This is a genomic window from Microbacterium kribbense, assembly GCF_039537285.1.
GTDB classification, from domain to species: Bacteria; Actinomycetota; Actinomycetes; order Actinomycetales; family Microbacteriaceae; genus Microbacterium; species Microbacterium kribbense.
The window spans coordinates 251,534-276,217 of record NZ_BAABAF010000002.1; the positions used below are offsets into that span (position 1 = coordinate 251,534).

The 24,684-nt window shown below is 67.7% G+C and carries 19 protein-coding genes; 9 read left to right on the plus strand and 10 right to left on the minus strand.

Features of this window, described 5'->3' with window-relative positions; genetic code table 11:
- Positions 1 to 185 precede the first annotated feature (185 nt).
- Together ABD705_RS04280 and ABD705_RS04285 are read left to right on the plus strand one after the other, a co-directional pair.
- Positions 186 to 1,127 carry an aldo/keto reductase gene (locus ABD705_RS04280; protein ID WP_344780901.1) on the plus strand — a complete coding sequence of 314 codons (942 nt, stop codon included), beginning with the start codon at positions 186 to 188 and terminating at the stop codon, positions 1,125 to 1,127.
- Positions 1,124 to 4,057: a glycoside hydrolase family 2 TIM barrel-domain containing protein gene (locus ABD705_RS04285; protein WP_344780903.1), complete on the plus strand. Its 2,934-nt coding sequence runs from the start codon at positions 1,124 to 1,126 to the stop codon at positions 4,055 to 4,057. Before ABD705_RS04280 ends, ABD705_RS04285 begins: the two co-directional genes overlap by 4 nt.
- A gap of 12 nt (positions 4,058 to 4,069) precedes the next feature.
- On the opposite strand, the gene ABD705_RS04290 is transcribed toward ABD705_RS04285, so the two are convergent.
- Genes ABD705_RS04290 through ABD705_RS04300 form a run of 3 tightly spaced genes read right to left on the minus strand, consistent with a single transcriptional unit; the run spans position 4,070 to position 8,584 of the window.
- A complete protein-coding gene (locus ABD705_RS04290) occupies positions 4,070 to 5,335 on the minus strand; it encodes a four-carbon acid sugar kinase family protein (protein ID WP_344781000.1) in 1,266 nt (421 codons plus the stop codon).
- Positions 5,328 to 6,584, minus strand: coding sequence for a RuBisCO large subunit C-terminal-like domain-containing protein (locus tag ABD705_RS04295; RefSeq protein WP_344780905.1), 1,257 nt, complete (start codon positions 6,582 to 6,584; stop codon positions 5,328 to 5,330). Before ABD705_RS04295 ends, ABD705_RS04290 begins: the two co-directional genes overlap by 8 nt.
- 11 nt (positions 6,585 to 6,595) lie before the next feature.
- On the minus strand, positions 6,596 to 8,584 hold the full coding sequence (locus tag ABD705_RS04300) for a glycoside hydrolase family 127 protein (RefSeq protein WP_344780907.1): 1,989 nt from the start codon (positions 8,582 to 8,584) through the stop codon (positions 6,596 to 6,598).
- A gap of 358 nt (positions 8,585 to 8,942) precedes the next feature.
- Between ABD705_RS04300 and ABD705_RS04305 the strand changes: the two genes are divergently transcribed.
- The 4 genes from ABD705_RS04305 (at position 8,943) to ABD705_RS04320 (ending at position 12,651) form a co-directional block, all read left to right on the plus strand.
- Positions 8,943 to 10,127: an ABC transporter substrate-binding protein gene (locus tag ABD705_RS04305; protein WP_344780909.1), complete on the plus strand. Its 1,185-nt coding sequence runs from the start codon at positions 8,943 to 8,945 to the stop codon at positions 10,125 to 10,127.
- A 77-nt stretch (positions 10,128 to 10,204) separates the two neighbouring features.
- Entirely contained in the window at positions 10,205 to 11,086 is an 882-nt protein-coding gene (locus ABD705_RS04310) for a carbohydrate ABC transporter permease (protein ID WP_344780911.1), read from the plus strand.
- 1 nt (position 11,087) lies between these two features.
- On the plus strand, positions 11,088 to 12,002 hold the full coding sequence (locus tag ABD705_RS04315) for a carbohydrate ABC transporter permease (RefSeq protein WP_344780913.1): 915 nt from the start codon (positions 11,088 to 11,090) through the stop codon (positions 12,000 to 12,002).
- Between the two features lie 4 nt (positions 12,003 to 12,006).
- Positions 12,007 to 12,651 carry an aspartate/glutamate racemase family protein gene (locus ABD705_RS04320; protein ID WP_344780915.1) on the plus strand — a complete coding sequence of 215 codons (645 nt, stop codon included), beginning with the start codon at positions 12,007 to 12,009 and terminating at the stop codon, positions 12,649 to 12,651.
- A gap of 5 nt (positions 12,652 to 12,656) precedes the next feature.
- On the opposite strand, the gene ABD705_RS04325 is transcribed toward ABD705_RS04320, so the two are convergent.
- On the minus strand, positions 12,657 to 13,640 hold the full coding sequence (locus tag ABD705_RS04325; protein WP_344780916.1) for a sugar-binding transcriptional regulator: 984 nt from the start codon (positions 13,638 to 13,640) through the stop codon (positions 12,657 to 12,659).
- A 32-nt stretch (positions 13,641 to 13,672) separates the two neighbouring features.
- Positions 13,673 to 16,276, minus strand: a complete 2,604-nt coding sequence (locus tag ABD705_RS04330; protein WP_344780918.1) for a family 78 glycoside hydrolase catalytic domain — start codon at positions 16,274 to 16,276, stop codon at positions 13,673 to 13,675.
- Positions 16,277 to 16,359: 83 nt separating this feature from the next.
- Between ABD705_RS04330 and ABD705_RS04335 the strand changes: the two genes are divergently transcribed.
- Together ABD705_RS04335 and ABD705_RS04340 are read left to right on the plus strand one after the other, a co-directional pair.
- On the plus strand, positions 16,360 to 17,190 hold the full coding sequence (locus ABD705_RS04335) for an NAD-dependent epimerase/dehydratase family protein (RefSeq protein ID WP_344780920.1): 831 nt from the start codon (positions 16,360 to 16,362) through the stop codon (positions 17,188 to 17,190).
- 18 nt (positions 17,191 to 17,208) lie between these two features.
- Entirely contained in the window at positions 17,209 to 18,708 is a 1,500-nt protein-coding gene (locus tag ABD705_RS04340) for an apiosidase-like domain-containing protein (RefSeq protein ID WP_344780921.1), read from the plus strand.
- On the opposite strand, the gene ABD705_RS04345 is transcribed toward ABD705_RS04340, so the two are convergent.
- Genes ABD705_RS04345 through ABD705_RS04360 form a run of 4 tightly spaced genes read right to left on the minus strand, consistent with a single transcriptional unit; the run spans position 18,709 to position 22,898 of the window.
- The gene (locus tag ABD705_RS04345) at positions 18,709 to 20,454 is read right to left on the minus strand and encodes a D-apionate lactonase family protein (RefSeq protein ID WP_344780923.1); all 1,746 of its coding nucleotides are present in this window, start codon (positions 20,452 to 20,454) and stop codon (positions 18,709 to 18,711) included.
- Between the two features lie 21 nt (positions 20,455 to 20,475).
- Entirely contained in the window at positions 20,476 to 21,234 is a 759-nt protein-coding gene (locus ABD705_RS04350) for an SDR family NAD(P)-dependent oxidoreductase (RefSeq protein ID WP_344780925.1), read from the minus strand.
- Between the two features lie 9 nt (positions 21,235 to 21,243).
- Positions 21,244 to 22,107 carry a phosphogluconate dehydrogenase C-terminal domain-containing protein gene (locus tag ABD705_RS04355; RefSeq protein WP_344780927.1) on the minus strand — a complete coding sequence of 288 codons (864 nt, stop codon included), beginning with the start codon at positions 22,105 to 22,107 and terminating at the stop codon, positions 21,244 to 21,246.
- Positions 22,104 to 22,898, minus strand: a complete 795-nt coding sequence (locus ABD705_RS04360; RefSeq protein ID WP_344781001.1) for a sugar phosphate isomerase/epimerase family protein — start codon at positions 22,896 to 22,898, stop codon at positions 22,104 to 22,106. Before ABD705_RS04360 ends, ABD705_RS04355 begins: the two co-directional genes overlap by 4 nt.
- Positions 22,899 to 22,967: 69 nt before the next feature.
- On the opposite strand from ABD705_RS04360, the gene ABD705_RS04365 reads away from it, so the two are divergent.
- Positions 22,968 to 23,705: a FadR/GntR family transcriptional regulator gene (locus ABD705_RS04365; protein ID WP_344780929.1), complete on the plus strand. Its 738-nt coding sequence runs from the start codon at positions 22,968 to 22,970 to the stop codon at positions 23,703 to 23,705.
- A 46-nt stretch (positions 23,706 to 23,751) separates the two neighbouring features.
- Here ABD705_RS04365 and ABD705_RS04370 read toward each other — a convergent pair whose 3' ends face one another.
- Positions 23,752 to 24,684, minus strand: a complete 933-nt coding sequence (locus ABD705_RS04370) for an alpha/beta hydrolase fold domain-containing protein (RefSeq protein WP_344780931.1) — start codon at positions 24,682 to 24,684, stop codon at positions 23,752 to 23,754.

Genomic DNA, 24,684 nt, shown 5'->3' on the forward strand with positions numbered 1-24,684 from the left:
GCCCGCAACAGGGCACCGACCTCGTGTGCGTCCGCGGCCACCATGACCGCATCGGGAGTGAGGAGGATGTGGGAGGCGTCGCAACGTTGCTGGGCCTGTCCACAGTCAGTACGATTGAAACCTAATTCATTGTAGAATGAATATGCGGGCCAGAGAACCCCGCATCGCAATGGAACGGACCCCGCATGGACTCGGACATCCCAGCTGCGCTCCGCGATGACCGGCTCGCCCTCGGCACCTCGGGACTCGGCCGCGCCACGGTGCCGGGTTCGGCCGGAGAAGCCGTCGCGGTCACCACCGCCCGTGCGCTATTGACCAGCCGGTACGCGGCGGTGGACACCTCGAACGCATACTCGGTCGGCCGATCCGAGGCGGTGTTGGGAATCGCCCTGCGCGACCTCGGCCCCGACGCGGCCGGACGGGTGATCACCAAGGTGGATGCAGACCCGCGGACCGGAGCACTCGATCGCGATCGGGTGTTTCGCTCCGTCGAGGAGAGCCTGCGCCGGCTCGGTGTGGACCGCGTACCGGTGCTGCACCTGCACGACCCCTACTCGATCACCTTCGCCGACGCGATGGCGCAAGGCGGTGCGGTCCAAGCCCTGGTCGAGTTGCGTGAGGAAGGCGTCGCAGGCGGAATCGGCATCGCCGCAGGTCCGGTCCCTCTGGTCGCCCGATACGTCGGCACCGGCATCTTCGACGCGGTCCTGGTCCACAACCGATATACCCTGGTCGACCGCAGCGCAGGGCCGCTGTTCGCGCGGGCGGCCCGAGCCGGGATGCGCGTGTTCAACGCCGCTCCGTTCGGGGCGGGCATCCTGGCCCGCGGTTCCGGTGCCGGAGCGTCATACGCCTATCGCCCAGCGCCTGCTGCACTGCAGCAGTGGGTGCGGCGGGTCGAAGCCCTCTGCGGCGAATATCGCATCACGCTCCCGGCGGCGGCACTCCAGTTCGCCCTGCGTGCACCGAATGTACACACGACCGTGGTCGGTGTCTCCTCGTCGGCCCGGCTGGGCCAATTAGACAAGCTGGTCGCGCTGCGTGTCCCCGACGAGTTCTGGCAGCGTCTGGAGGCGTTGCCGTCCGCCCCGACCCCGATCGACGACAGCGAGGAAAGTCCGGCATGAGCGACTACTGGCAGAGCACCGCACCGGGCGCCGGATGTCGCGCGTCCCGTGCACAGGCGCCGGGCGACGCACGGACGATGAGCCTCAACGGCACCTGGCGCTTCCGCCTCTCACCCACCGCAGCAGGCACCGGCACTGCGTTTCAGACCGACGAATTCGACGATAGTGACTGGGACCGGATGCCCGTGCCGTCGCACTGGGTGCTCGAGCCGTTCACGCCGCTGGCCGGCGGACCCGCGCGCTCGATGCGCGGCACGTCGGAAGGGCCGCTGTATACGAACACGTCGTACCCCATTCCGCTGGACCCTCCGCGAGTGGGTTCCGACAATCCCACGGGCGACTATCGGCTCGCCTTTGATGCACCGGATGGCTGGGCGCACGCGGTGCTGCGCTTCCAGGGCGTGGACTCGTGCGCGAAGGTGTGGCTGAACGGAGCCGAGCTGGGCTGGTCGACCGGCAGCCGGCTGCCGTTCGAGTTCGACGCTCCGCTGCGGCCCGGACGCAACGTGCTGGCGGTGCGGGTGCACCGGTGGTCGGCGGGCACCTATCTCGAAGACCAGGATATGTGGTGGCTGCCGGGCATCTTCCGTGACGTCGAGCTGCTCGAGCGCCCTGCCGACGCCATCGACGACCACTTCGTGCACGCCGACTACGATGCGCAGACCGGATGCGGCACCCTGCGCGTCGACGCGTCGATCGCGTCGATCGTAGAGGTACCCGAACTCGGTATTCGGATGGCCGCCGGCGAGGTGATGACCATCCCGGTGGAGCCGTGGAGTGCGCATTCGCCCAGGCTGTACCGAGGTACGTTGCGCTCGCCGGGGGAGGTGATCGAGCTGGCGATCGGATTCCGCCGTATCGAGGTGGTCGGCGGTGCGCTTCATGCCAACGGCACTCCGCTGACCTTCCGAGGGGTGAACCGCCACGAGCACCATCCCGATACCGGACGCACCCTCGACCGCGAGACGATGCTCCGAGACGTCCTGCTGATGAAGCGCGCCAACATCGACGCAGTGCGCACCAGCCACTATCCACCGCACCCGGAGTTTCTGCGGCTCTGCGACGAATACGGGCTGTGGGTGGTCGAGGAGTGTGACCTGGAGACGCACGGCTTCATCTTCACCGGGTGGGAGGGCAACCCGCCAGACGAGCCCGCGTGGCGCGATGCGCTGCTGGACCGACTGGTGCGCACCGTCGAGCGCGACAAGAACCACCCGAGCATCGTGATCTGGTCGATGGCGAATGAGAGCGGCACCGGCAAGACGTTCGGCGACATGCGCACGTACCTGACCGAACGAGACCCCTCGCGTCCGGTGCTCTATGAGCGGGATCCGTCGTACCGGGACTCGGACTTCTACTCGCTGATGTACCCGTCGCTGGAGGAGCTGGACGCGATCGGCCGCCGTGACGAGACACGCCCGGACGGGGTGACGGATGCTGAGGACGAGCGTCGTCGGGCGCTGCCGTTCCTGCTCGTGGAATACGCGCACGCGATGGGCAACGGCCCGGGGTCGCTGTCGGACTATTGGCGGATCATGACCGCGTATGAGCGGATCTGCGGCGGCTTCGTGTGGGAATGGATCGACCACGGGTTCAACGCTCGGGATGCCCATGGTCGACCGTACGTGATGCATGGTGATGACGTGGCAGATTATGAACCGCGTGGCGGTCGGTTCAGCCTGCACGGATTGATCTTCGCGGACCGCACGCCCACCCCAGGCATCGTCGAGTTGGCGAAGGCTTATGCGCCATTGCAGATCGACATGGTGGCAGGTCGGGTGCGCGTGCGCAACGGCCGGCATGATGGCAGCACTGCCGATCTCGCGTTCACCTGGCGGGTTGAGGTGGACGGGTATGCCCGCGGGCAGGGGGCGCTCGAGGTGCCGGCGGTGGCCCCAGGAGAGACCGTTGTGGTGCCGATGCCGGTGATTGACCAATTCCCACTCGGTGAAGTGGTGCTCACGGTGCAGGCGGCGCTCGCAGCTGACGCAGCCTGGGCGCCGACCGGGCACGTCGTGGCCTGGGGACAGGCCACCATTGCGACGCGCTCACCGTCTGCACACCTCGCCCCGGTGTGCGGGGGGAGCCGCGTCAGTGGCTCGGCCGAACTCAGGGTCGGTGCGGCGCGCTTCGACCCGCATACCTTGAGGCTGCGGCGGCTGGGCGATCTGGACTTGGACGGGCCATGGCTGGACTTGTATCGGGCGCCCACCGAGAATGACCACGGTCAAGGCGATCTCAACGACATCGCATCGGTGTGGGCGTCGACCGGGATGGGCCGGATGGTGGATCGCATCGATGAGGCTGAAGCGGGTGATGGTTGGCTGCGGGTGACTGGGCGCACCGGTCCCAGCGCGCATCCGCACGGTGTGGCCTGGTCGATGTGCTGGCGCGCAGACGGCGATGGCGTCGTGCTGGAGACAGTCGCTGACTTCGTCGGTCCGTGGGAGAACACGCCGTACCGCCATCGCGACATCTGGGTGCCCCGGCTCGGTCTGCTGTTCGCCCTGCCCGGCGGGATGGACGAGGTGGAGTGGTTCGGTCGCGGACCCGGTGAAACCTACGTCGATTCGTATGAAGGGTCGCGGATCGGTCGCTTCACCCGTCGCATCGACGATCTGCAGACGCCCTACCCGGTGCCGCAGGAGAATGGCAATCACGTGCAGACCCGGGCCCTGCAGATCCGCGGCGCGGGTATGCCCACACTGGGCGTGCAGGGCCGACCGACAGTCGACTTCACGGCACGACGGTGGCGCTCTCTCGACCTGGAGCGGGCGATGCATCCGGTCCAGTTGGTCGACTCGGGCCGGGTCTGGCTGAACCTCGATCACCGTCAGCAGGGCATCGGCTCGGCCTCGGTCGGCCCGGCGCTTCCGGAACGTTATCGGGTTCCGCGAGAGCGCACTACGTGGTCGGTCCGGCTGGGCTGATCACACATGCCGTCAGGACCCGAGCGTGCGTACCTTGTCGAACAGGTCTTGCGCGCCGACCTGGCCGCCCTTGAGAAGCAGTTCCAGGCCATCCAGCTGAGGGTCGGCGCAACCTGCGCGCAGCAGCACGACATTGCCCCACGGGTTCGCTGCAATCGAAAGCGACTCCACGCCGAGCAGGCGGGTGATCCTGCTGGAGGCATCGCCGCCGCATACGATCACGCGGCGAACACCGGCACGGCGCACCGCCTCGTCGACGAACGCGGCCGCAGCTGTGGCTATCGCCATCAGGGTGCCGGCAGCAGGGACATCGGCATCATCCGACGTCAGCACCACGCTCGTGCCTGACCGTAGCACCGCGGCGACACGCTCCAGACTTGCCTCATCGGCTGGCAGTCTGAGCGGCTCGACGTGCCAGCCGGCACGAGCAGCGGCGTCCGCCTGGCGTCGCGTCTGGGCGGATCGGCTGCCCGAAACCACCAGCACAGCCCCCGGCGTCGTCAGTCGCGTGATCGTGCCCCGAGCACCCGGCTGTGTCGATCTGGGGGATGCTTGGCCCAAGCCGAGGCTGAGCCCGCCGGAACCGATCGCGAAGGCTGTCGCAGGCAGCCCTGCCACGGCGTGGCCGACCAGCGCCACCTGGGCACCGTCGAGGGCGTCGAGTACCACGCCGGCCTCTGATGCGTCGCGCAACCGTTCGGTGAGCGCGTGGGCAGAAGTGTACTCCGTGAATGAAATTCCTCCGATGGGCAGTGACGTCTGTCGGGCCAGGTGTAGGGCGAGATCGGACTCGGTCATCGGCGTCGTAGGGTGGTTCGACATAGTGGGTTGGCGATCGAGTCGATAGATGCGACCGCCCTCAGCTGCGAAATGGTGTCCGAATGCGGTGTATCGACCGAAGTCGGGCTGGGCGAACAGCAGCGGCACCGGCCTGCTGCCGAAGACATCCCGAGCTATCTCGATGACCCGCCCGAGGCTGCCGACGGACGGCGCCGAATCGGCCGTGGAGCACGCCTTGTACTGAACCACCGCCGGATGCAGTGCTGCCAGTGCTTCGAGCACCGGACGCACCTCGGCGTCCAGTTCGGCAGTGCCCAGCGACCGCGAGATTCCGGCAATGCCGATCACATCGCATTCGTCCGCGGCCTGTCGGAGGGCATCGCCGGGCGGCAGCCCGACGAACAGCTGTCCGGTCAAGCCGCTTCGCACGAACTGCAGCAGTGCGTCGACACTGCCGGTGAAGTCGTCGCCGTAGAAGGCGACCTGAGCGTCAGACACGGACCGGGCCGAACAGCTCCGCCGCCCGGCGCAGCGGTGCCGAACGGCGTAGCGCCATCTGTACGTCCTCGCCCGCCGCCGCGGACTCCCAGGCGTCACGCATGCTCGCCACACCTGCTCCGGCGCCGTCCGGGTGGCCGTGGATGCCGCCGCCGGCCAGCACCAGCAGGTCGGTGGTCCCCGTCGCTGCGAATGTGGCGTGTGCCAGCCCACCCCACTGCCCGGACGACAGCACGGGCACCGTTGAGTTCAGACCCAGCAGTGGCATACGCACCGCCGCGATCGAGTCGAGCACTTGAGCATCCGTTTCGTAGAATTTGTTGCTGATCCCGTTGGTGTGCAGGTGGTCGGCACCGCAGAGCCGCACGAGTTTCTGCCACGCCCGGAATCCGATCCCGACCTGGTCCGAGCGGCTGATGGCACCGAACATGGCGCGATGACCATGGATGGGCACCTGCGCACGGCGACGCAGGAACTCCAGCCCAGCCAGCCCCACCATGTTCACACACACCATGACGCAGGTGCCGCCGGCTGCGACGACGAGGTCATGATTGGCTTCGAGCCTATCGATGTCGTCGGTGATGTTGAATGCGTACATCGGTTTGACCCCGGTGCGGTCCGCATGGCGCTCGAGCACCGGCATCACGGCGCGCACCCGTTCGTGCAGCGGCGCAGACGGACCGTTGCCCTGCAGTTCATCGTCCTTGATGAAATCGACCCCGGCCGCGGCGAGCTCGCCGACCAGCTCGCCGAGTTCGTCGGGGGACAAGCCGATGCTCGGCTTGATGATCGTGCCGAGCATCGCCCCATCTGGCCTGCTCATCAGCTCACGGGTGCCGGCTATGCCGAACTGCGGTCCGGCATAGCGGTCCGCGAAGGCGGGTGGCAGGTCCAGGTCGACGAGCTTGATCGCGGCGAGCTCCTTGATCTCGAACAGGTTGCCGGCCACCGCTGCCAGCAGGTTCGGTATGGATGGACCGAAGTTGTCGAGGGGGAAGCGCAGCCGGAGTCGAGCCCGGTGACGCAGCGCCGGGTCGCCCACGGTGCCCGGCAACGCGCGGGCACCCGTCAGAGGCAGGTCCTCGATGCTTTCCACCTGCGCGGCGAAGCGCGCACGGATGCCGTCGGACTCGCGCTGAACCCGCACGAACGTTCCGGTGGATTGCTCGCCGGCGAGCACCTCGGCTGCGTGCTGCAGTGGGAGGGAGGTCTCGATGAGGTAGGTCGCGATGACGTGCTGTGCGCTCATGTCGCCGGTCCTCACCAGACCAGCGGCAGCCAGACGGACATCTCGCCCGCCCCGCGGTTGCCCCAGGCATAGTAGGGGATCAGTCGGGCATGGACGCTACGCAGCGGCGCGGCGTCCAGATCGTCGTAGAGGGCAGATCCGGTAGCGCTGGGCAGAACCGTCAATTCGGCTTCCAGCGTGATCATCCGGTGGCCGCCGATCTCGGTCGGCACCGGTCGCAGCTGGATGCCGCGACGCAAAGCGGCCTGTTCCAGCAGGACGTCGTCAGGAAGATCGGCGCTCTCCAAGCAGTACACGACGGGACCGCGCTGCACGGCGACCTGGTTGGTGATCTCTTCGGCCAGTCGGTGCCCGCGCAGCACCCGAGGCGGCATTGGCAGGATGATCTCCACCACATCTCCGACGGTCCAAGACCGTTCGATGCCGGTGTAGTGGCCGGGCGTCGACACCGGTACGCTCTCGCCGTTGACGGTCACCGTCGCGCCGCTCGTCCAGTCTGGGATACGCACGTGCAGCGGCATCGCCCCGGCGGCTGCGACGACGGTGAACACGATTCGCTCGTCCCACGGGTAGTCGCTGTCTTCGCGAAGCGACAGGTGCTGCCCGGCGCTATCGGTCACGTCGAGATCACTGCCGCCGTACAGATGCACATACAGTCCGTCCGCGCCCAGCGATGCCGTCCGCTCGTGGAACCGGGCCAGCGTGCGCGCCGTGTTGGGTGGGCAGCAGAAGCAGCTCAGGTATGGCTGCCGCGCGCGCGCGTCGGAGGCCGGCGGCGGCGGGGTCGGATGCTGTCCGGTGTCGCCGGGGCGCCGCAGCGGATAGGGCAGTTCGCGCACCTGCCGCAGCGGGTTCGTGTACAGATAGTCGTCGCCATCCAGCCCGATGCCGGCCAACAGGCTGTTGTAAGCGATCCGCTCGATGACGTCCGCGAACCGGGCGTCACCGGTCAGTGTCAACATCCGCTCACTCCACAGGATCATGCCGATGTGTGCGCAGGACTCGTTGTGCGCCGTGGTCTGCGGCAGCTGATACGCGCGACCGTAAGCCTGGTGGACCCGGCTGATCTCCTCCTGCCACGGATATCCGTCGGGCGAAGCTCCGTCATAGAGTGCGCCGCAGCCGCCGGTGACATAGAGCTTGGTGTCGACCACGTCCTGCCAGAGCCCACCCAGGACGTCCTGCAGTTCGGCGTCGCCGGTCTCGGCGACGAGATCGGCGAGTCCCGCGTAGAGGTAGTTGGCACGCACCGCATGCCCGGCCGCCACCCGCTGCTCGCGCACAGGGAGCCGATCCTGGTTGTCGTCGCCGCCAGCGAAGTCGTCGCGCAGCCGCACGAATGCCTCGGCCAGCCGCAGCCATCGCGCCTCGCCGGTCGCACGGTACAGCTCGATGACCGCCATGTAGTGCGAAGGGCAGATCGCACTTCGGGCCAGCTCGACCGGCTTTTCGCCAGCCAGGATCTCTAGGAAACCGGCCGCGCGGCGGGCGACATCCAGCAGAGTGGTGGTACCGGTGACTTCGAAGTGGCGTACGCCCGCGGTGATCAGGTGACCGAGATTGTATGTCTCGAAGTGGAATCGGTCGGCGAGTTCGGCGGCATCGTGATGATAGCGCGCCGAGATCAGTGTGGCCGTGTGCAGATAGCCATCGGTGCGTTGGATCGACGCGATCAGCGATGCCACCCGCTCCACGGTCTCAACGAGCCACGGTTGGGGGTCCAACTCGAGCTGCGCGATCGCTGCTTCCAACCACTTGTAGAAGTCGCCGTCCATGAAGGGCGGACCATCGTGTTCACCCTCTTCAAGCCCCGCCGCAATCTGGAAGTTGCGTAGGCCGGGACTGATCTCGGGGTTGGACAGCGAGTCCCAGATCTGGGGGATGGTGGTGCGGAAGGTACGCTCTTGCACCTCGCGCCAGAATCCACGACCCCAGCGTGCGCTGTCAGCGTTCAGTGGGCGCAGTCGCCGACTCTCGGGGAGCGTGGTATTCGTCGACATGGGGCTTCCTCTCGGAGTCGTCGATCAGTCTCGCGGATGAAGGCTGCAAAAAATACCAGCCCTGCATGAATTTGCAGTCTATGCATCGAACAAGGCAACTGCAATGAATATTATTTCACTACTGATTGTTGACACACTCCGAAATCGTGTCTAGTGTCACTCCCAAGAGGTTCTGCAATCCCCCCACTTCACCCTCGTCAAGGAGGACGTTATGTACTCACGTCGAACACACCGCGGCATGTTCGCTGCCGGTATCGCGCTCATCACTCTCGTCCCGCTGGCTGCGTGTTCGGCGGGCTCGTCGACTCCCGGTTCCACGTCTGGTGCTGCGGGAGGCACGGACCCTGCAAAGTTCACGGTGCTGACAGCGAATGAGAATCCCACTCTTGCCAAAGAACTGGACGCACTGGCTGCCGGCTCGTGCAAGGCGGAGAACACCGCACTCCCACTTGAGCACCAGACCGTCGCGCAGGCCGACACGGTCCAGAAGATCACGCTGCTCGCCAGCCAGGGCGCACTGCCCGCGCATTTCATCGCCGGCACCGCGATGGTGCGCCCAGACGGCGACCTCGGCAAGGCCGGTCTGGTGCTGGACTACAAGAAGGCGCTCACCGATCTGGGCGCATGGGATGGCATCCTGCCCGCTGCCGCATCCACCGTCGACTCGGTGTACGGCCAGATGGTTTCACTGCCCTACCAGTACAACATTGAGGGGATTTGGTACAACAAGGCGATCTTCAGCAAGCTGGGCTTGCCCGTGCCGACCACCTTCGACGAACTGCTCGCCGATTCCGCGAAGATCAAGGATGCCGGGTATACGCCGTTCGCGATGGATGGCAAGGATGCCTGGCCGGTCACCAGACTGATCGGCATGTACATCTTCCGAAACGTTGGTCCCGACGCCATGAAGAACGTGCAGGCCGGCACCGCCAAACTCACCGATGCCGACTTCGTCAAAGCGGCCGCGGCAGTGCAGACGATGGCCAAGGACGGCTACTTCGGCGAGGGGTTCATCTCCAATGACGGTGCTGCGGCGAACAATGCGTTCCTCACTGGCAAAGCCGCAATGAAATACGACGGCTCGTGGCTGCTGAGCAACATCAACGACGCCAGCCAGGACACCATCGGCGCCGACAATGTGGGATTGATGCCGTTCCCCGCGGTCACCGGCGGTGCCGGGAGTATCGATCAGTGGGCGGCCAACGCTGGTGCCGCCATGGCGATGAACCCCAAGTCCTACGGCCCCAAGGTCGCCGCATGGCTCAAGTGCATCGTCACGAACTACGGTTCTCAGGCACTGCAGGATGCCGGTGTCGTCTCGGGCTTCAAGGTGAACACACCGGTCACCAGTATCCCGGTGGCCACCAAGATGGTGCAGGAAAAGGTCGCCAGCATCCAGCAGACCGTCCTGTGGTTCGAGGCGCTGATGGACGGCAAGTCGACTGCGCTGGCACAGTCGAACGTGTCGCTGCTGGTGACCGGCCAGATGTCCGCGCAGGATTACATGTCGCAGCTGCAGACCAGCATCGATGCCAACAAGTAAGCGTTGACCAGACAGGCAGCAGAACGCGGTCGGCCCGAGCCCGCAAGGGTCCGGGCCGACCGACGCCGGGAGGCTCCATGAACCGCGTGTTCGGTGATCGCAAGACGATCATCATCCTGCTCGCGCCGACACTGACCATCTACGTGCTGATCAAGCTCGTTCCAGTTGCGTGGTCGCTCGGATTGTCGTTTTTTCAAGGCAACACGCTACGCGGCTTCACCTTCGTCGGAATCGCGAACTTCGACCACTTTGTGAAGGATCCGGCGGCGATCCAGTCGCTGTGGGTCAGCATCATCTTCGCGATCCTCGCCACCGTGGGCCAGATTGTCCTGGGCTATCTGCTTGCCCTGCTGTATGTGTTCGTGCTCCGCAAGGGCTCGGCATTCATCCGCACGGCGGTGTTCTTCCCGATGGTGCTGCCCACGGTCGCCGTCGCGTTGCTGTTCCGCAGCCTGGTATCGGTGGGCGAGAACCAGGGTCCGGTCAACGACATCATCAACTTCTTCGGCGGGAACAGTGTCGAGTTCCTCGCCAACACGGTAGGCACGATGGGCGTGGCGCTGGTCATGACGTACTGGAGCTCGATGGGCTTCTACGCGATCCTGCTCTACACCGGCCTGCTCGACATACCCGATGAGATCATCGAGTCGGCTCGCCTGGACGGTGCCAGCGGGATCCGCCTGGTCCGGCACATCGTCATCCCATTGTCACTGCCCATCCTGATCTCGTCGATCATCTTCAGCTTCAACGCCACGCTCAAGGTGTTCGACAGCCTGCTGGCCTTGAACAACGGCGGTCCGGGGACGACCACCTCGCCCCTGACGCTGTATATGTTCCGGACGGCGTTCGAGTACGCCGAATACGGCTACGGGTCCACCATCGCGCTGGTGCTGACGCTGCTGTGTCTCGTGTTCACTCTCGCGATCTTCCGATCGTCGAGACGGCGGGCGGAGGATTGAGATGACCGCCACGCAGACCCTCATCCAGACGCGTCCGGGCACGCGCAGGACGTCCGGCCGCCCGACCGGAACGGGGCACCGAGCCGTCCGTCGCACGCTGCGCCGCCTACCTGTTTGGATCCTTGTCGCCGTGCTGCTGGTGATCGTGCTCTACCCGCAGTTCTGGGTGATCATGGGCTCGTTCAAGTCGCAGACCGAGTTCCTCTCGACCCCCACCTGGTCCCTTCCGCACGCGTTGGACTTCAGCAATTACTACGAAGCCCTGTTCCGTGGCAATGTCGCGGTGAACTACCGCAACAGCATCCTGGTGACCATCCCCTCAGTCGCACTGATCGTGCTGCTCGGCGTTGCTGCCGGGTATGCGCTGGAGATCATGATCTGGAAGGGCCGCGGCACGACGCTGATGCTGATCCTCGGCGGCATCATGGTGCCGGGACAGATGATCCTCGTTCCGCTGTTCATCGCGTACTTCAAGATCGGCCTTACCGACTCGCTGTGGCCGTTGATCATCACCTACACCGCAGACGGGCTGCCGCTGGCCACGTTCTTGATGGCCGCATATTTCCGGACCGTGCCGCGAGAGATCTTCGAAGCCGCGACGATGGACGGCTGCAGTCCCCTGCGCTCGTTCTTCGCGATCGGGTTGCCATTGATGCGCAACGCCATCCTCACCGTCGCCCTTGTCGAATTCTTCAGCGTGTGGAACGACCTGCTGGTCGCGCTGACGTTCACCACGAACCCGTCGCTGGCGACGATCCAGGTTGGCCTATTGAGCTTGAACGATCAGTATGGAAGCACCCAGTACGGGCCGCTGTTCGCCGCAATCAGCATCAACGTGATCGCACTGCTGATCGTGTTCGTGTTCTTGAACAAGAAGATCATGGCCGGCCTGGCCGCCGGCTCGCTGAAGGGATGAAATGATGCGGATCGCTTTTGTGCACACCGGAGCAGTTGTGATTCCGCCGGTGATGGCACTGGCGGGACGGCTGCTGCCGGATGCTGTCGCCGTCAACTACCTGGACGACAGGATCGTCGCCGACCTCGGCGACGAGCAGCGCGCCGGATCCATCCCGCAACGCCTGCATGATCTGGTGCACGCCGCGAAGGCCGGCGGGGCGGATCTGGTCATGCTGACGTGCTCGTCGATATCGCAGTATGCAGCACCGCTGGCGGCGGATGCCGGAATCCCGGTCTACCGGATCGATGAGGCGATGGCAGACGCGGCCGTGCGCATCGGTCCGCGGATCACGGTACTGGCCACACTCGCCACCACGTGCACGCCGACTGCCGCCCTGATCCGCGAACGGGCGGCGCTGGCAGGGACCTCCCCCCAGATCCGCAGCGAGGTCATCGACGGTGCCTTCGCCGCCGTCTCCAGCGGAGACCGCGCCGCACACGACCGCGTCGTTGCCGCGGCCATCGAGCGTGCGGCAGGGGAGTCGGACGTCATCGTGCTCGCGCAAGCGTCGATGGCCAGCGCGGCCGATGCGGCGAATGTGGATGTGCCGGTGCTGTCCAGTCTGGTGCCTGGCATCGAGCGGCTGCGCCGGTTGGTCGCTGGCTGAGCCGTTCAATCGGCCGCGCCGCGGTGGGCGAGATGCTCGGCGGTGCGCAGATCGGTGATCAGGGTCGTCACCCAGCCGCCGCGCAGGGCACCATGGATCGCGTCATACTTGCGCGAGCCACCGGCGATGCCGACACGGCGGGGAATGCGCATCAGGTCGTCGACCGGAATCGCGATGATCCGGTCATCGATGGCCCCGCGGACGAGGGTTCCATCAGCGCAGTAGATGCGGTGGCAGATGTCGCCAACCGCACCGGCGTCCAACAGGGGGCGGCGCTCCGCGCTGGAGAACGCGTTGCCGCTGGTGGCCAGCACATTGGACGGCTCGATGTTGCCGATACCCATGATGGCCATCGTCAGCTCACGCCAATGCCGGGTGACCTCATGCATGGAGGGATCGCGCAACAGGCTGTCCCGAATCTCCCGTCCCGCCACCACGCCGGGGGCCTGCACGTAGATCGGCTCGGCGCCCAGCATCCGCGCCAACTCGGTGAGGATCCGGTTCGAGTGGCTCTGCGATTCGGGCGCACCGACGCCGCCCAGCAGCTGCACCACCTCGGTCGCCCCGCGCACGGTGAGCGGGCGCATCCGATCGACCATCGCCAGGATGGTCTGACTCCAGGACGAGACGCCGATGCGGTCGCTGCCGCCCAGCGTGGCCTCGAGGTAGGCCGCTGCGCCGGCACCGATGGATGCGATCGTCTCCGCCTCGTCGGCATCGGGCCCGACGTCGACGACGACCGCCTCGGCGATGCCATAGGCGGCCTCGACCTGCTCTTCCAACTCGGAGTACACCCCCGGGGCGACGGTGACGGTGGTGCGCACGATGCCGACGGATTCGGCGCGCTTGAGCAGCCGAGAGACCTTGGCCTGCGAGATACTCAACGCCGATGCGATGTCGGCCTGACGGATACCGCGCTCGTGGTACATCCGCGCGATCTTGGTCATCAGGCGGACCTGTGCGTCGTAGGGGCGCGTGTAGCGGATCATGGACAATCCGGGTACTCCGTTCGTTGGCGGCATCAGTCGGGCGGTGCAGTCCGGCTCACGACTCTGGTATGGGTGCCCGGCCCGATCGACTCGGGCACGTGTCCGTCAAGCTCCAGAATGCCACGCGCACCGACGGGGACCGTCAGTTCGACGTGCAGCATGTCGCCGCGGATCGTCCATGCGATCGCCGCGTCGCCGAACGGCGTGCGGTGGCGTGCCGCTGCGTGCGTGAGGCCGCCGCCGGGGCGTGGCGCGAAGCGGATGCATCGAAAGCCCGGCTCGGCCCCGGCGATGCCGGCGACGGTACCGTGCAGCCAGTCTGCGATCGCGCCCAGCGCGTAGTGGTTGAACGAGGTCATCGTCCCCGGGTTGACGGTGCCGTCCGGGAGCATGGCGTCCCAGCGCTCCCACATCGTCGTCGCGCCCATGTCGACTTGGTACAGCCAGGAGGGACATTCCCGCTGCAGCAGCAGGTCGTACACGCTGGAGGTATGCCCGCTCTCGCTCAAGGCCCCGGCTATCAACGGCGTGCCGACGAATCCGGTGGCGATCCGATTGCCCGCTTCGGCGACGAGCCCTGCGAGGCGATCGGCGGCGATGCGTCGGCGCGCGGGATCGGGGATCAGGTCGAAGGACAGCGCCAGAGCGTACGCAGTCTGCGCATCGCTGGTCATGATCCCGTCCGCGCCGATGTAGGCGGTCGCGAATGCCGCGCGCACCTCGGCGGCCAGCGCCTTGTAGCGAGCGGCGTCGTCAGCTCGTCCGATGCGCTCGGCCATCCTGGCGACGGTGCGCGCGGAGTGCGCGAAGTATGCCGTGGCCACCAGGTGCCGGTCGGTCCGGCCGCCTGCCGGATCCTGCGGTGGGGCAGCAGGATCGAGCCAGTCACCGAGCTGAAAGCCCGTCGCCCAGAGTCGTCCGGGCCCAGCCAGGCGTTCGATCAGATCGACCCAGCCCCGAGCGGAGTCGAACTGTGCTCGCAGTACGTCGGTGTCTCCGTAGCGCTCGAAGATCGTCCACGGCAGCAGTGTGGCGACGTCACCCCAGGCGGCACCCGGTCGGATCGGCGTCCACATCTGATGGGCGGGAATCACGGGCACGTACCAAGGGACGGTCCCGTCCGGGAGCTGTTCGATGGCGACGTCGCGCAACCATCCCGACAACATCCCTGACACGTCGAACAAGAAGCTCGCCGTGGGCCCGAACACCTGGATGTCACCTGTCCAGCCGACCCTCTCGTCTCGTTGCGGGCAGTCCATCGGGATGTCTACGAAGTTGCCGCGCATGCTCCACACCACGTTCTCGTGGAGGCGGTTCAGCCCGAGGTCGGAGCATTCGAACCAGCCGGTGCGCTCCAAGTCGCTGTGGTAGACACGCGCCACCAGATCACCCGCAGCGGTGGCGGCGTCCAGGTCTCCCGGCCACCCGGTCACCTCGACGAAGCGGAATCCGTGGAAAGTGAACCGCGGCTCCCAGGTCTCGCCTTCGGCGCGTCCGGCGAGAGTGTAGCTGTCGGTGGAGCGCGCGCCGCGCAGTGGACGCGTATAGACCTCGCCATCCTGCAATACCTCGGCCGTGCGCAACGTGACGGTCCGTCCCGCGGCTCCGACAACGGTGATCCTGATTCGTCCTACCAGGTTCTGGCCGAAATCGATGACGCGCCGGCCGGAGGGCGTGGTCAGCAGTCGGACCGGGCGCAGCTCCTGCGTGCACCGCACCGGCGGTGAGGTCGGCGCCACCAGGGTCGATCGGTCGCGGTGACGCAGCTGCACACCTTCCCACCCCGAATCGTCGAAGCCAGGGCTGCTCCAGCCCGGCTGTTCGGCTCGAGCGTCATAGTCCTCGCCGTCATAGATCCCGCTGCGCAAGATCGGGCTCGGGCCCACGCGCCAGCTGGCATCGGTGGGGATGACTTCGCGGGAGCCGTCTGCGTAGGACAGCTCGAGCTGACCGAGGAATGAAAGGTCATCGCCCCAGATATTGCGAAATGCCGTCCGCCAACCCAGGCGGCCGCGATACCAGCCGTCACCCAGCCACGCCCCGATCGCGTTCAGGCCCGGTCTGAGCAGGTCGGTGACGTCGTAGGTGTAATACCGCAATCGCGCGTGGTAGACGGTCCACCCTGGCGAGAGGGCATCGTCGCCGACGCGTTGTCCATTTATCTCCGCTTCGTAGAGGCCGTGCGCGCTCGCATACAGGCGGGCCGAGACGAGTCCGTCCCGAATGACCACCTCGCGTCGGACCAGCGCGGCCCGTCGGTCGTCGGCATCCGGATCCTCGTTCCAAGTCGCCCCGATCGGCCAGGCCTGCCAGTCGGTGGCATGCAGCCCGGCCTCTACGACGGTCTCCGGTGCGGTGGGTGACCATTCGCCATCCGGGCCTCGCACCTGCACGGACACGTACAGGCGTTCGCGCGAGCGGAGGGGGCGGAACGGCCAGTCGACAAGGATCTGGTCGTCGGAGGCCGTTTCGTGGACAAGCTGGACGCCGTCCACGCCTCGGGCGACTATCCGGTAGCCGGTCTGCGTCCACGATGCAGGTGCGTTGCTGATCACCCAGCTCAGGCGGGGCGTGCGCTCGTCGATGCCCACGGCCTCACGGTGATGCTCGATGCGCACAGCGCTGACCGTCGGCATTCGACCTCCCATGTAAACATCTTTCACTATAGAATGATTATGCACACACGTACAGCGACGCCTCGATGCGGAGAGAAGGCACCATGCACATCGGTGTGACCGGCAGCGAAGGCAAGCTCGGGAGGGCGACCATTGAGCGGCTACGGGAGGACGGACACGACGTCGTCGGCTTCGACCTCGCCGGCTCGGCGGGTCCTGGCTTTACTCGCGTCGAACTGACCGATTACGGCCAGGCGCTCGACGCTCTGCTCGGCGTGACCGCCCGACACGGTGGACTGGACGCGCTTGTGCATCTGGCGGCCGTCCCGGTGAACGGCCTGATCCCCGATGCGGCCACCTTCCAGAACAACATGCTGGTCTCGTTCAACGCGCTGTTCGGCGCTTACCGAGCCGGCATCCGAACCATCGTCCTCGCCTCCAGCATCACCGCGATGGGCTTCCCCTTTGATGTCGCGCCGCCGCGGCTGCCGGTGGACGAGACGTGGACCCGCGCGTACAACACGTATGGCCTCGGCAAGGTCGCGGAGGAAGCCATCGCCGCCCAGTTCGCACACTGGTCTGCGGACACCTCGGTCACCGCGCTGCGCTTCACCAACATCGTCGGCGCGGACGAGTACGGCACCTTCGGCCGTGCCGGTGAGCCGGACTATCGTCGTGACCTGATCGGCTCGTGGGTCGACGCGCGAGATGGCGCGCACGCGGTCGCCCTGGCACTGGCCGCTGCGACGCCGGGTTATCGTGTCTACAACGTGGCTTCGCCGACCTCGGGCACCGCCACCTCGTCTCGTGTGCTCGCCGAGCGCTGGTTTCCAGGCGTGCCGATCGCCGACGACCTGGGCGAGTTCGAGTCCCTGATGTCCACGCGCAAGATCGTACGAGAACTCGGCTTCGCTGCCGAGCACGACTGGCGCTGAGCCGGCGTGTCGAGAACCATGACCGAACAGCAGCACTGCATTGTGGAACTCACGTTCGGCGGCACGTATGCGCTTCCCGTCGACAATGTGCCGCCGGTCCTGGTGCGGTTCTGCCATGGGACCCACGCGGTGGTCGTACCGGGGTTCTGGGACGGCGAGACAACCTATCGTGTGCGGTTCCTGCCTGAGCTCGTCGGAACGTGGACGTGGCGCACCGAAGCCGAACGTGCGGGGATTCGCTCGGCGTCTGGTGCGTTCACCGTGCTCGCGAGTGCGATGCGTGGCGCCGTCCGCGTTGCGCACCGATTCCACTTCGCGCATGCCGATGGCACACCGTTCCGCCCGGTCGGCACCACTGTCTACAACTGGCTGCATCAGGATGAGCCTGTGCGCAGGGAGACTGTCGCCGCCATCGCCGGGGCGGGGTTCAATAAGCTGCGCTTCCTGATCTTTCCGCAGGCGGGGGGTTATGTCGAGCATGAGCCAACGCTGATGCCGTTTGCACGGGACGGCGGAGAGTGGGATGTGTCAGCCCCGAGCATTCCATTCTTCCGTCAGCTGGATGCCGCAGTCGAATTGCTCGGGGCGCATGGCATTCAAGCAGATGTCCTCATCTTCAACGCATACGATCGCGGGCACTTCGGACTCAACCAACTCAGCGCCGCCGAAGACGACGTATACCTGCGTTATCTGGTCGCGCGACTGTCTGCCTACCCCAATGTGTGGTGGTCGCTGTGCAATGAATTCGATCAGCTGGGTCGACGTCCTGGGCGGTGGCATCGGGTCGGTGCACTCCTGGCCCAGCTCGATCCTTCCGCACACGTCCGCTCCATCCACAACTGGATCGAACTGTATGACAACAATCAGGACTGGGTCACCCATGCGTCTGTGCAGAATGGCTCCGCCACCGTCGATTTTGGTCGTGCCTCGCTTTATCGAGATGTCTGGGGAAAGCCGGTCATCCTCGACGAGATCAAATACGAGGGCGACATCCCGGAGCGCTGGGGCGCGATAAGCGGGCGCCAACTCGTGCACCGGTTCTGGGTGGCCGCTGTGTCGGGCTGCTATGCCTCGCACGGTGAGAGCCTCTCCCGCAACGATGGCAGCCTGCACGTGGTCGCCGGTGGCTCGCTGCACGGTGAGGCCCCTGCGAGGCTCGGATTCCTGCGCGATATTCTCGATGGCCTCGTCGTGGACGGGCTCGACCCGATCGACAAGTGGGACGACCCGGCGTTCGTGGCGGGGGCACCGCGACGGCAGTACCTGCAGTACTTCGGGCGGTCCGCGCCGGAACAGTGGTCGTTCCGACTGCCCCAGGGTCCGCTCGGTGAGCGGCTCATGGTCGGCGACGCATTTGACGTCGATCTGATCGACACGTGGCACATGACCATCACCTCTGCGGGGCGTCGATTCACGCTGACGGAGGTGGCAGCCAATGACGCGTACGATCGCGCCGGGCCGCCGCTGGACCTGCCCGCGGGGCAGGCATTGGCGTTGCGCATCACGCGAATCGAGTGATCAGTCCCCGACCTGCCGCCACCCGCCCGGCGCCAGGACGACGGATGCCTCGCCGGTGGGCGTGACCACCGTCAGGGTGCGCTCGATCCGGTCGAGATTGGCGGCCAGCACGGTGGTCGCGCCCTCCCTCGAGACACCGCCGACGGCCCAGACCAGCCCGTCCGGGCTGTCGCCGTGCAGCAGCGCCGCCCCCCGCAGCGCGCCGAGCGCGGCCAGGGCCGCGGCGACCGGCCGTGCACTCCCGTCGGCGCGCACCGGACCCCGCGGCCCCCACTGCTCGAAGTAGGTCACGGTGGCCACCCCCGGCACCGCCAGGGCCGCGGCGCTCGCGATGGTCCACGCCGCCAGTTCGGGCGCGTCGTAGCGCTCGTCGTCCGCGTCGATCAGCGCCGTGCCGTACCCCTCCGCCAGGTCGGTGGCGCCGGAGGAGGGCGGGGGAGTGGTCGCCACGTCGTTGAAGTGCGCACGCAGGGTCACCGGGCCGACATGCACCGCAACGCCGCCGGCAAGGGAGACCGCCTGCTGTGCCACCAGCCGCTGGATCGCGACGGCCTCGACGAGCTGCTCCGTCGCGGTGCTGTGGAACAGCGGCGTCATGCTGAACACGATGCCAGCCAGATCACGTGGCAAGCGGTCGTGCTCGCGGTTCAGCTCGGTGAAGTGCGACCGGGCTCCGCCGACCACCGGGATGTCCAGCCCTGCGGCATCCAGCGCCGCGCGCAGAGCATCGGTCGCGTCGTGGTCCGAGACGTGCTGCGCCGGGCCGTCGGGCTGGAACGCCGCGACGCGCACCACCGGCAGCCCGGTCAGCGCGCGCACGCCGTCGCCGAGCGCGCCGCCGGGTGCGCCCGCCGCGGCGCCGGACCCGCCGAGCACGAACCGCACGTCGAGCTGTCTCGCCGCGTCGGCCGCGCGGCGCAGCGCCGCCGGCCAGTTCGGCGTGCGCAGGTCGAGCTCGACGAGCACCGGCCCGGTGCCCACGTCGAACGCGGGGGCCGGGTCCGGCGCGGTCGCCGCCCCGACGCCCAGTGCCGGGAACGTGCCGCCGGCAGCGAGCGTGATCCGCGCGTCCGGGCCCGCCGGTGCCGCCGCCGCAGCGCGCGCGCGAGCCCGCACCTGCAGCGTCTGCGCGATGACCTCGCCCGTCGCCAGTCGGTACGGGAACGGCAGGGCGAGCGGGCGGTTGTAGGTCTTGAACGAGGCGTCCGTCCAGTTGCGCTGGTCTTCCATCTCGAACACGTCGCCGCCCAGGCGCAGTGCGACCTCGGTGCCGGCATCCTGCCAACGCAGCCCGGCGATCTCGTACGCCGGCTGATGCGGGCTGATCTGCTGCGGAAAGGCGGTGTGCTGCACTGTCCCGTCCGGATGCGTCACCGCCAGCGGCGAGCCGGCCAGGTGCGGCGGGTGCAGCACGACCAGGCCGGTGCGGTTGGTCCAGAACTCGTCGTGCGCCCGCAGCTCGAGCTCGACTTCGAAGGCGTCCGCCGCGGCGACCACCACGAGCGTGCCGCGCAGATCGGCGCCGAAGCCGTCGGAGCGCAGCTGCAGCGCCAGCCGCCCCGGCGTGGCGTCGTCGACGGCATCCACCACCATCGTCGGCGTGTGCCAGTCCTCATCGCGCGCCACCGCCCGGATGCTGCGCAGCACGGGCCGGCCGCCGAAGGCCAGATCGGCGATCTCATCGCCGCGCAGCTCGAACGACCAATGGCCGCCGCGCCATAGGGGGTGGTCGGCAAGCCAGCTCATCGGGGCGCCCGTCCGCCCATCTCAGAGCGTCGACATTCCGCCGTCGACGGCGAACAGCGACCCGGTCGCGAACGCGCCGTCGTCGGATGCCAGGAACACCATGATCCCCTCGACGTCGCGGGGTGCCCCCGCCCGGCCCAGCGGAATGCGCCCGATGATCGCCGCGCGGTCGGCGGGATCGGACGAGATCGTGCTCACCAGCGACGTCTCGGTATAGGCCGGCACCACGGTGTTGACCCGGATGCCGCGGTCGGCATATGCCGCCGCCACGGTACGCGCCAGGCCGTGGATGCCCGCCTTGGTCGTGCTGTACGCCGTGAAGTCTGCGCCTTCGCCGTTCAGCCCCGTCGGGCTGCCGGTGAGGATGATCGACCCGCCGCGCCCGTGCGTGAGCATCGACCGGACGGCGTGCTTGACCGTGAGGAACGTGCCGGTCAGGTTGATGTCGAGGGTGCGCCGCCACACCGCCAGATCGAGGTCGGCGGCCTTCGCGTCCTGGCCGAACAGCTGTACGCCGGCGTTGGCCACGACCACGTCCGGTGCCCATCCGTCCGCTTCGCACGCGGCGAACGCCGCCGCCACCGACTCCTCGTCCGCGATGTCCACGGCCACGGCCCGCGCCGCGGCGCCGATCGCGGCGGCGGTGCCGGCGGCGGCATCCGCATCCCGGTCCGCGATCACGACCCGTGCGCCTTCGCGCGCGAACCGCGCGGCCACCGCCCGGCCGATGCCGCTGCCCGAACCGGTGACCAGCGCCGTCTTGCCCTCCAGCATGCCCATGTCGCCCTCTCAACGCTCGATGTGGTCCAGGTGCAGCATCCGCGCCAGGTTCTTGTCGAGCTCGTCGTCGCGGAAGATCTTCTTCCAATCCTCTTTGATGATGCTCTCGCGACCGTAGTCCATCGCGATCAGGCATGCGTCGCTGAACGGGTTGTCGCCGCGCAGACCGTTGGCCAGCGCCACCTGGGTGTGCCCGTACAAGATGCTGCGGGCCGCGGCCTCGGGCACCCCCATCGTGTGCACGGCCTCGTCGAGCGCCTCGTTCAGCAGGCCGCCGATCATGCACGCGACCGTTTCGACCAGGGTCGGCTCGAGCTGGGCGAGCTGCTTGATCGTGACGTAGTGCACGTCGATGATCGGGGCGTAGATCGCCCGCACGGTCGCGTCGAGGATCGCCTTCTTGGCCGGGTCATCCGATTCGATCGCCGCGATCGAGTCCTGCGGGGCCGCGATGCCGCCGAACGTGTCGGCGTACTCTTCTGGGGTCGTGCGCTGCAGGAAGATCGACGGATGGCACGGGTGCGCCACCGCGCGGATCACGTCGTCGCGGTCGGTGAGCAGGCCCGCGTAGGCCGCCGCCGGGTCCAGCGTCAGCGCGATCGCGCCCGATCGCATCTGCGGCACCAGGTCGGCGGTGACCTGTGCCAGCGACAGGTCGGGGACGGCGAACACGACGATGTCGGCGTCGGCGACGGCGGGGGCCGCATCGGTGAGGCTGCGGCCGGCGTCGGTCGTGCGCTGCCGGCCGGCGGGCGAGTTCTCGACGTAGGCCACCCGGTGGGCGGTGCGCGCGAGGTTGTTCGACACGCGCATGCCCATCTTTCCGCCCGCACCGATGACGGCGATCGTGTAGGTGTCGGCGGTGGTGCTCATGTCGTGCTCCTCAGGTAGTCGATGGCCGTGCGGGTCCAGTCCCGCTCAGCCTGGATGGTGGTCTGCGCGTCGGTCTGCCAGCTCAGCCAGTGCTCGACGATCTCGTTGATGCCGCGTTCGCGCGGGCGCACCGCGGCAAGCAGGTGCGGGTAGTCGTGCAGGCCCGTGCCCATCGGCGCGCCGCCGTAGGTGAAGCCGACCCAGCCGGGCTGCCGCGCGAACGCGAAGTCCTTGGCGTGCACGCTGCGCACGAGCGGTGCGGCCTGGTCGACGCAGTCGCGGGGTGACTCGAGCCGGGCCACGACGTTGCCGGGGTCGAGGCAGATGCCCAGCTGCGGGCTGTCGATGCGTTCGACCAGGCCCGCCAGATCGGCGGTGGCCAGCTGTTCATAGGTCTCGAGCGCGAGCGTGACGCCGGCCGCCCGGTAGCCGGGCAGCGCGGCGCGCAGCCAGCGCTCGGCCTGCTGCAGGGCGGGCCGGGATGCCTCGGAGTAGATCATGCTGCGCACCAGCGCTGCGTCGAAGATGCCGGCCAGGTCCAGGAACCGGGCCAGGTGCGCGGGCTCGACGCCCTTCGTGCCCAGTTCGATGGTCAGGCCGAGGTCGCGGGCGGCAGCGGCGGCATCGCGCAGCTCGGCGTCTGACATCGCGGTCAGCGGGGCGTAGTCGCAGATCTGGAACAGGTCGACCCCGAGTGCACGGGTGGCCTCGAACGCGCCGGTCAGGCTCAGCGGGTCGGGCACCCGGTCGGAGTGCTGCCAGAAGAACGCATAGGTGCCGAGGCCGATCACACTCTTCATTTTGTCGAACCGGTTGACCGATTGCAAGACTCTGCGGCGCGTCCGCGGTAGATTGATGGCGTGCCCGCATACCCCGGCGACCGTGCCGCCGAGATCACCGCCGCCTTGGGTGCGCTGCCGGCGGGCTCGCCGGTCTCGGAGGTCGCCCGCCGCCTGCTCGATCTGTTCACCGGCGGGTCGATCGCACCCGGCACCCGGCTGCCGCCCGAGCGGCAGCTGGCCCTGACCCTCGGTGTCGGTCGGTCGGCGGTGCGCGAGGCGCTGGCGGCGCTGGAGATCCTCGGGATCGTGGACGTGCGCCCCGGGTCGGGCACCTATCTGCGCGGTCAGGCGAGCGAGCTGCTGCCGCAGACGCTGCGCTGGGGGCTGCTGATCGGCGAGCGCAACACCGCCGAACTCCTCGAGTTGCGCTCGGGCCTGGAGATCTACGTCGCCCGGCTCGCGGCGGGCCGGGCGGACGGCGCGACGGGCGCGGCGCTCGCGGGTCACCTCGAGCGGATGCGCGCCACGGTCGGCGACCTGAAGGCCTTCGCCCGGGCCGATCTGGCATTCCACGACGTGCTGGCCGAGATCGCCGGCAACGCCACCCTGGTCGACCAGCTGCACGTGGTGCGGGCGCTGCTGCAGGTCTATGCCGACCGCGCCGTGCGCGGCGGTGCCGAGGCAGCGACTGCCCTCGCCGAGCACGAGATCATCTGTACCGCCGTTGTGGCCGGTGACGAGGATGCCGCCGCCTCGGCGATGGCCGTGCACATGACCACCGCGTCGTCCCGGCTGGCTGCGGCATCCGCGGAGTGAGGGCGCAGTCGTCTGCTCAGTGCGCGTCTGCTCAGTGTGCGTCTGCTCAGTGTGCGTCGATCCATTCGGCCAGGCGTGTGATGCTGCGCTGGGCCGAGGCGGCCTCGGGGTAGTTCAGGTGCCCGTGCGTCGCGCTGCGCTCGGCGAACAGCACGATGCTGGCTCCGGCCGCGCGCAGCTGCTGCGCGAACAGGTCGCCGGACGCGCGCAGCTCGTCGATCATCGCCACCAGGATGTAGGTCGGCGGCCAGTCGTGCAGGTCATCGGCGACCCCGGGGAACGCGTACGGGTCGCGCACACCGGCGCGGCCGGCATAGTGCTTCGCGAAGGCCCGCACGATCGAGGGTCGGAACCGCATTCGTGCCGGCAGCTTCTTGGTCAGCGCGAGGGTCGCCGCCGTCGTCGGCGGCAGGTACGGATGCAGCATCGGGTACGCCAGCAGCAGGGATGCCGGTGCCGGGCCGTCCTCGTCGCGCGTCCGCAGCGTCACGCCGGCGACGATGGCGCCACCGGCGCTGGCCCCGCCCAGATGCACGCGTGCGGCATCCACCCCGAACAGCTCGTCCGCATGTGCGGTCGCGTGCAGCCAGGCCGCACGGATGTCGTCGGAGGGCACCGGATGCCGCACTCCGCGCAGCGCCTTGCGATAGTCCACCGCCAGCACCGGGATGCCGTGCGCGGCCAGCTCCAGCGCCACCCAGTTCGATTCCGGCATGTCCAGATCGCCGCTGACGAACGCGCCGCCGTGCAGCCATACCAGCGCGCTGCGGGCATCCTGCCCCGGCATCCGGTACTGCCGTGCCGGCACGCCGCCATGCGGGCCGGCGATCGCCGCGTCGGTGATCTCGACCGCGGCCAGGTGCGGACGGCGCTGCCGCAGCGTCGCCGTGTCGACCTCGGGGCGGGCATCGGGCTGCCGCCCGGTGCGGGCCAGATGGTGCGCGAAGATCCGCACGCCGATGTCGACGGGGGTCAGCAT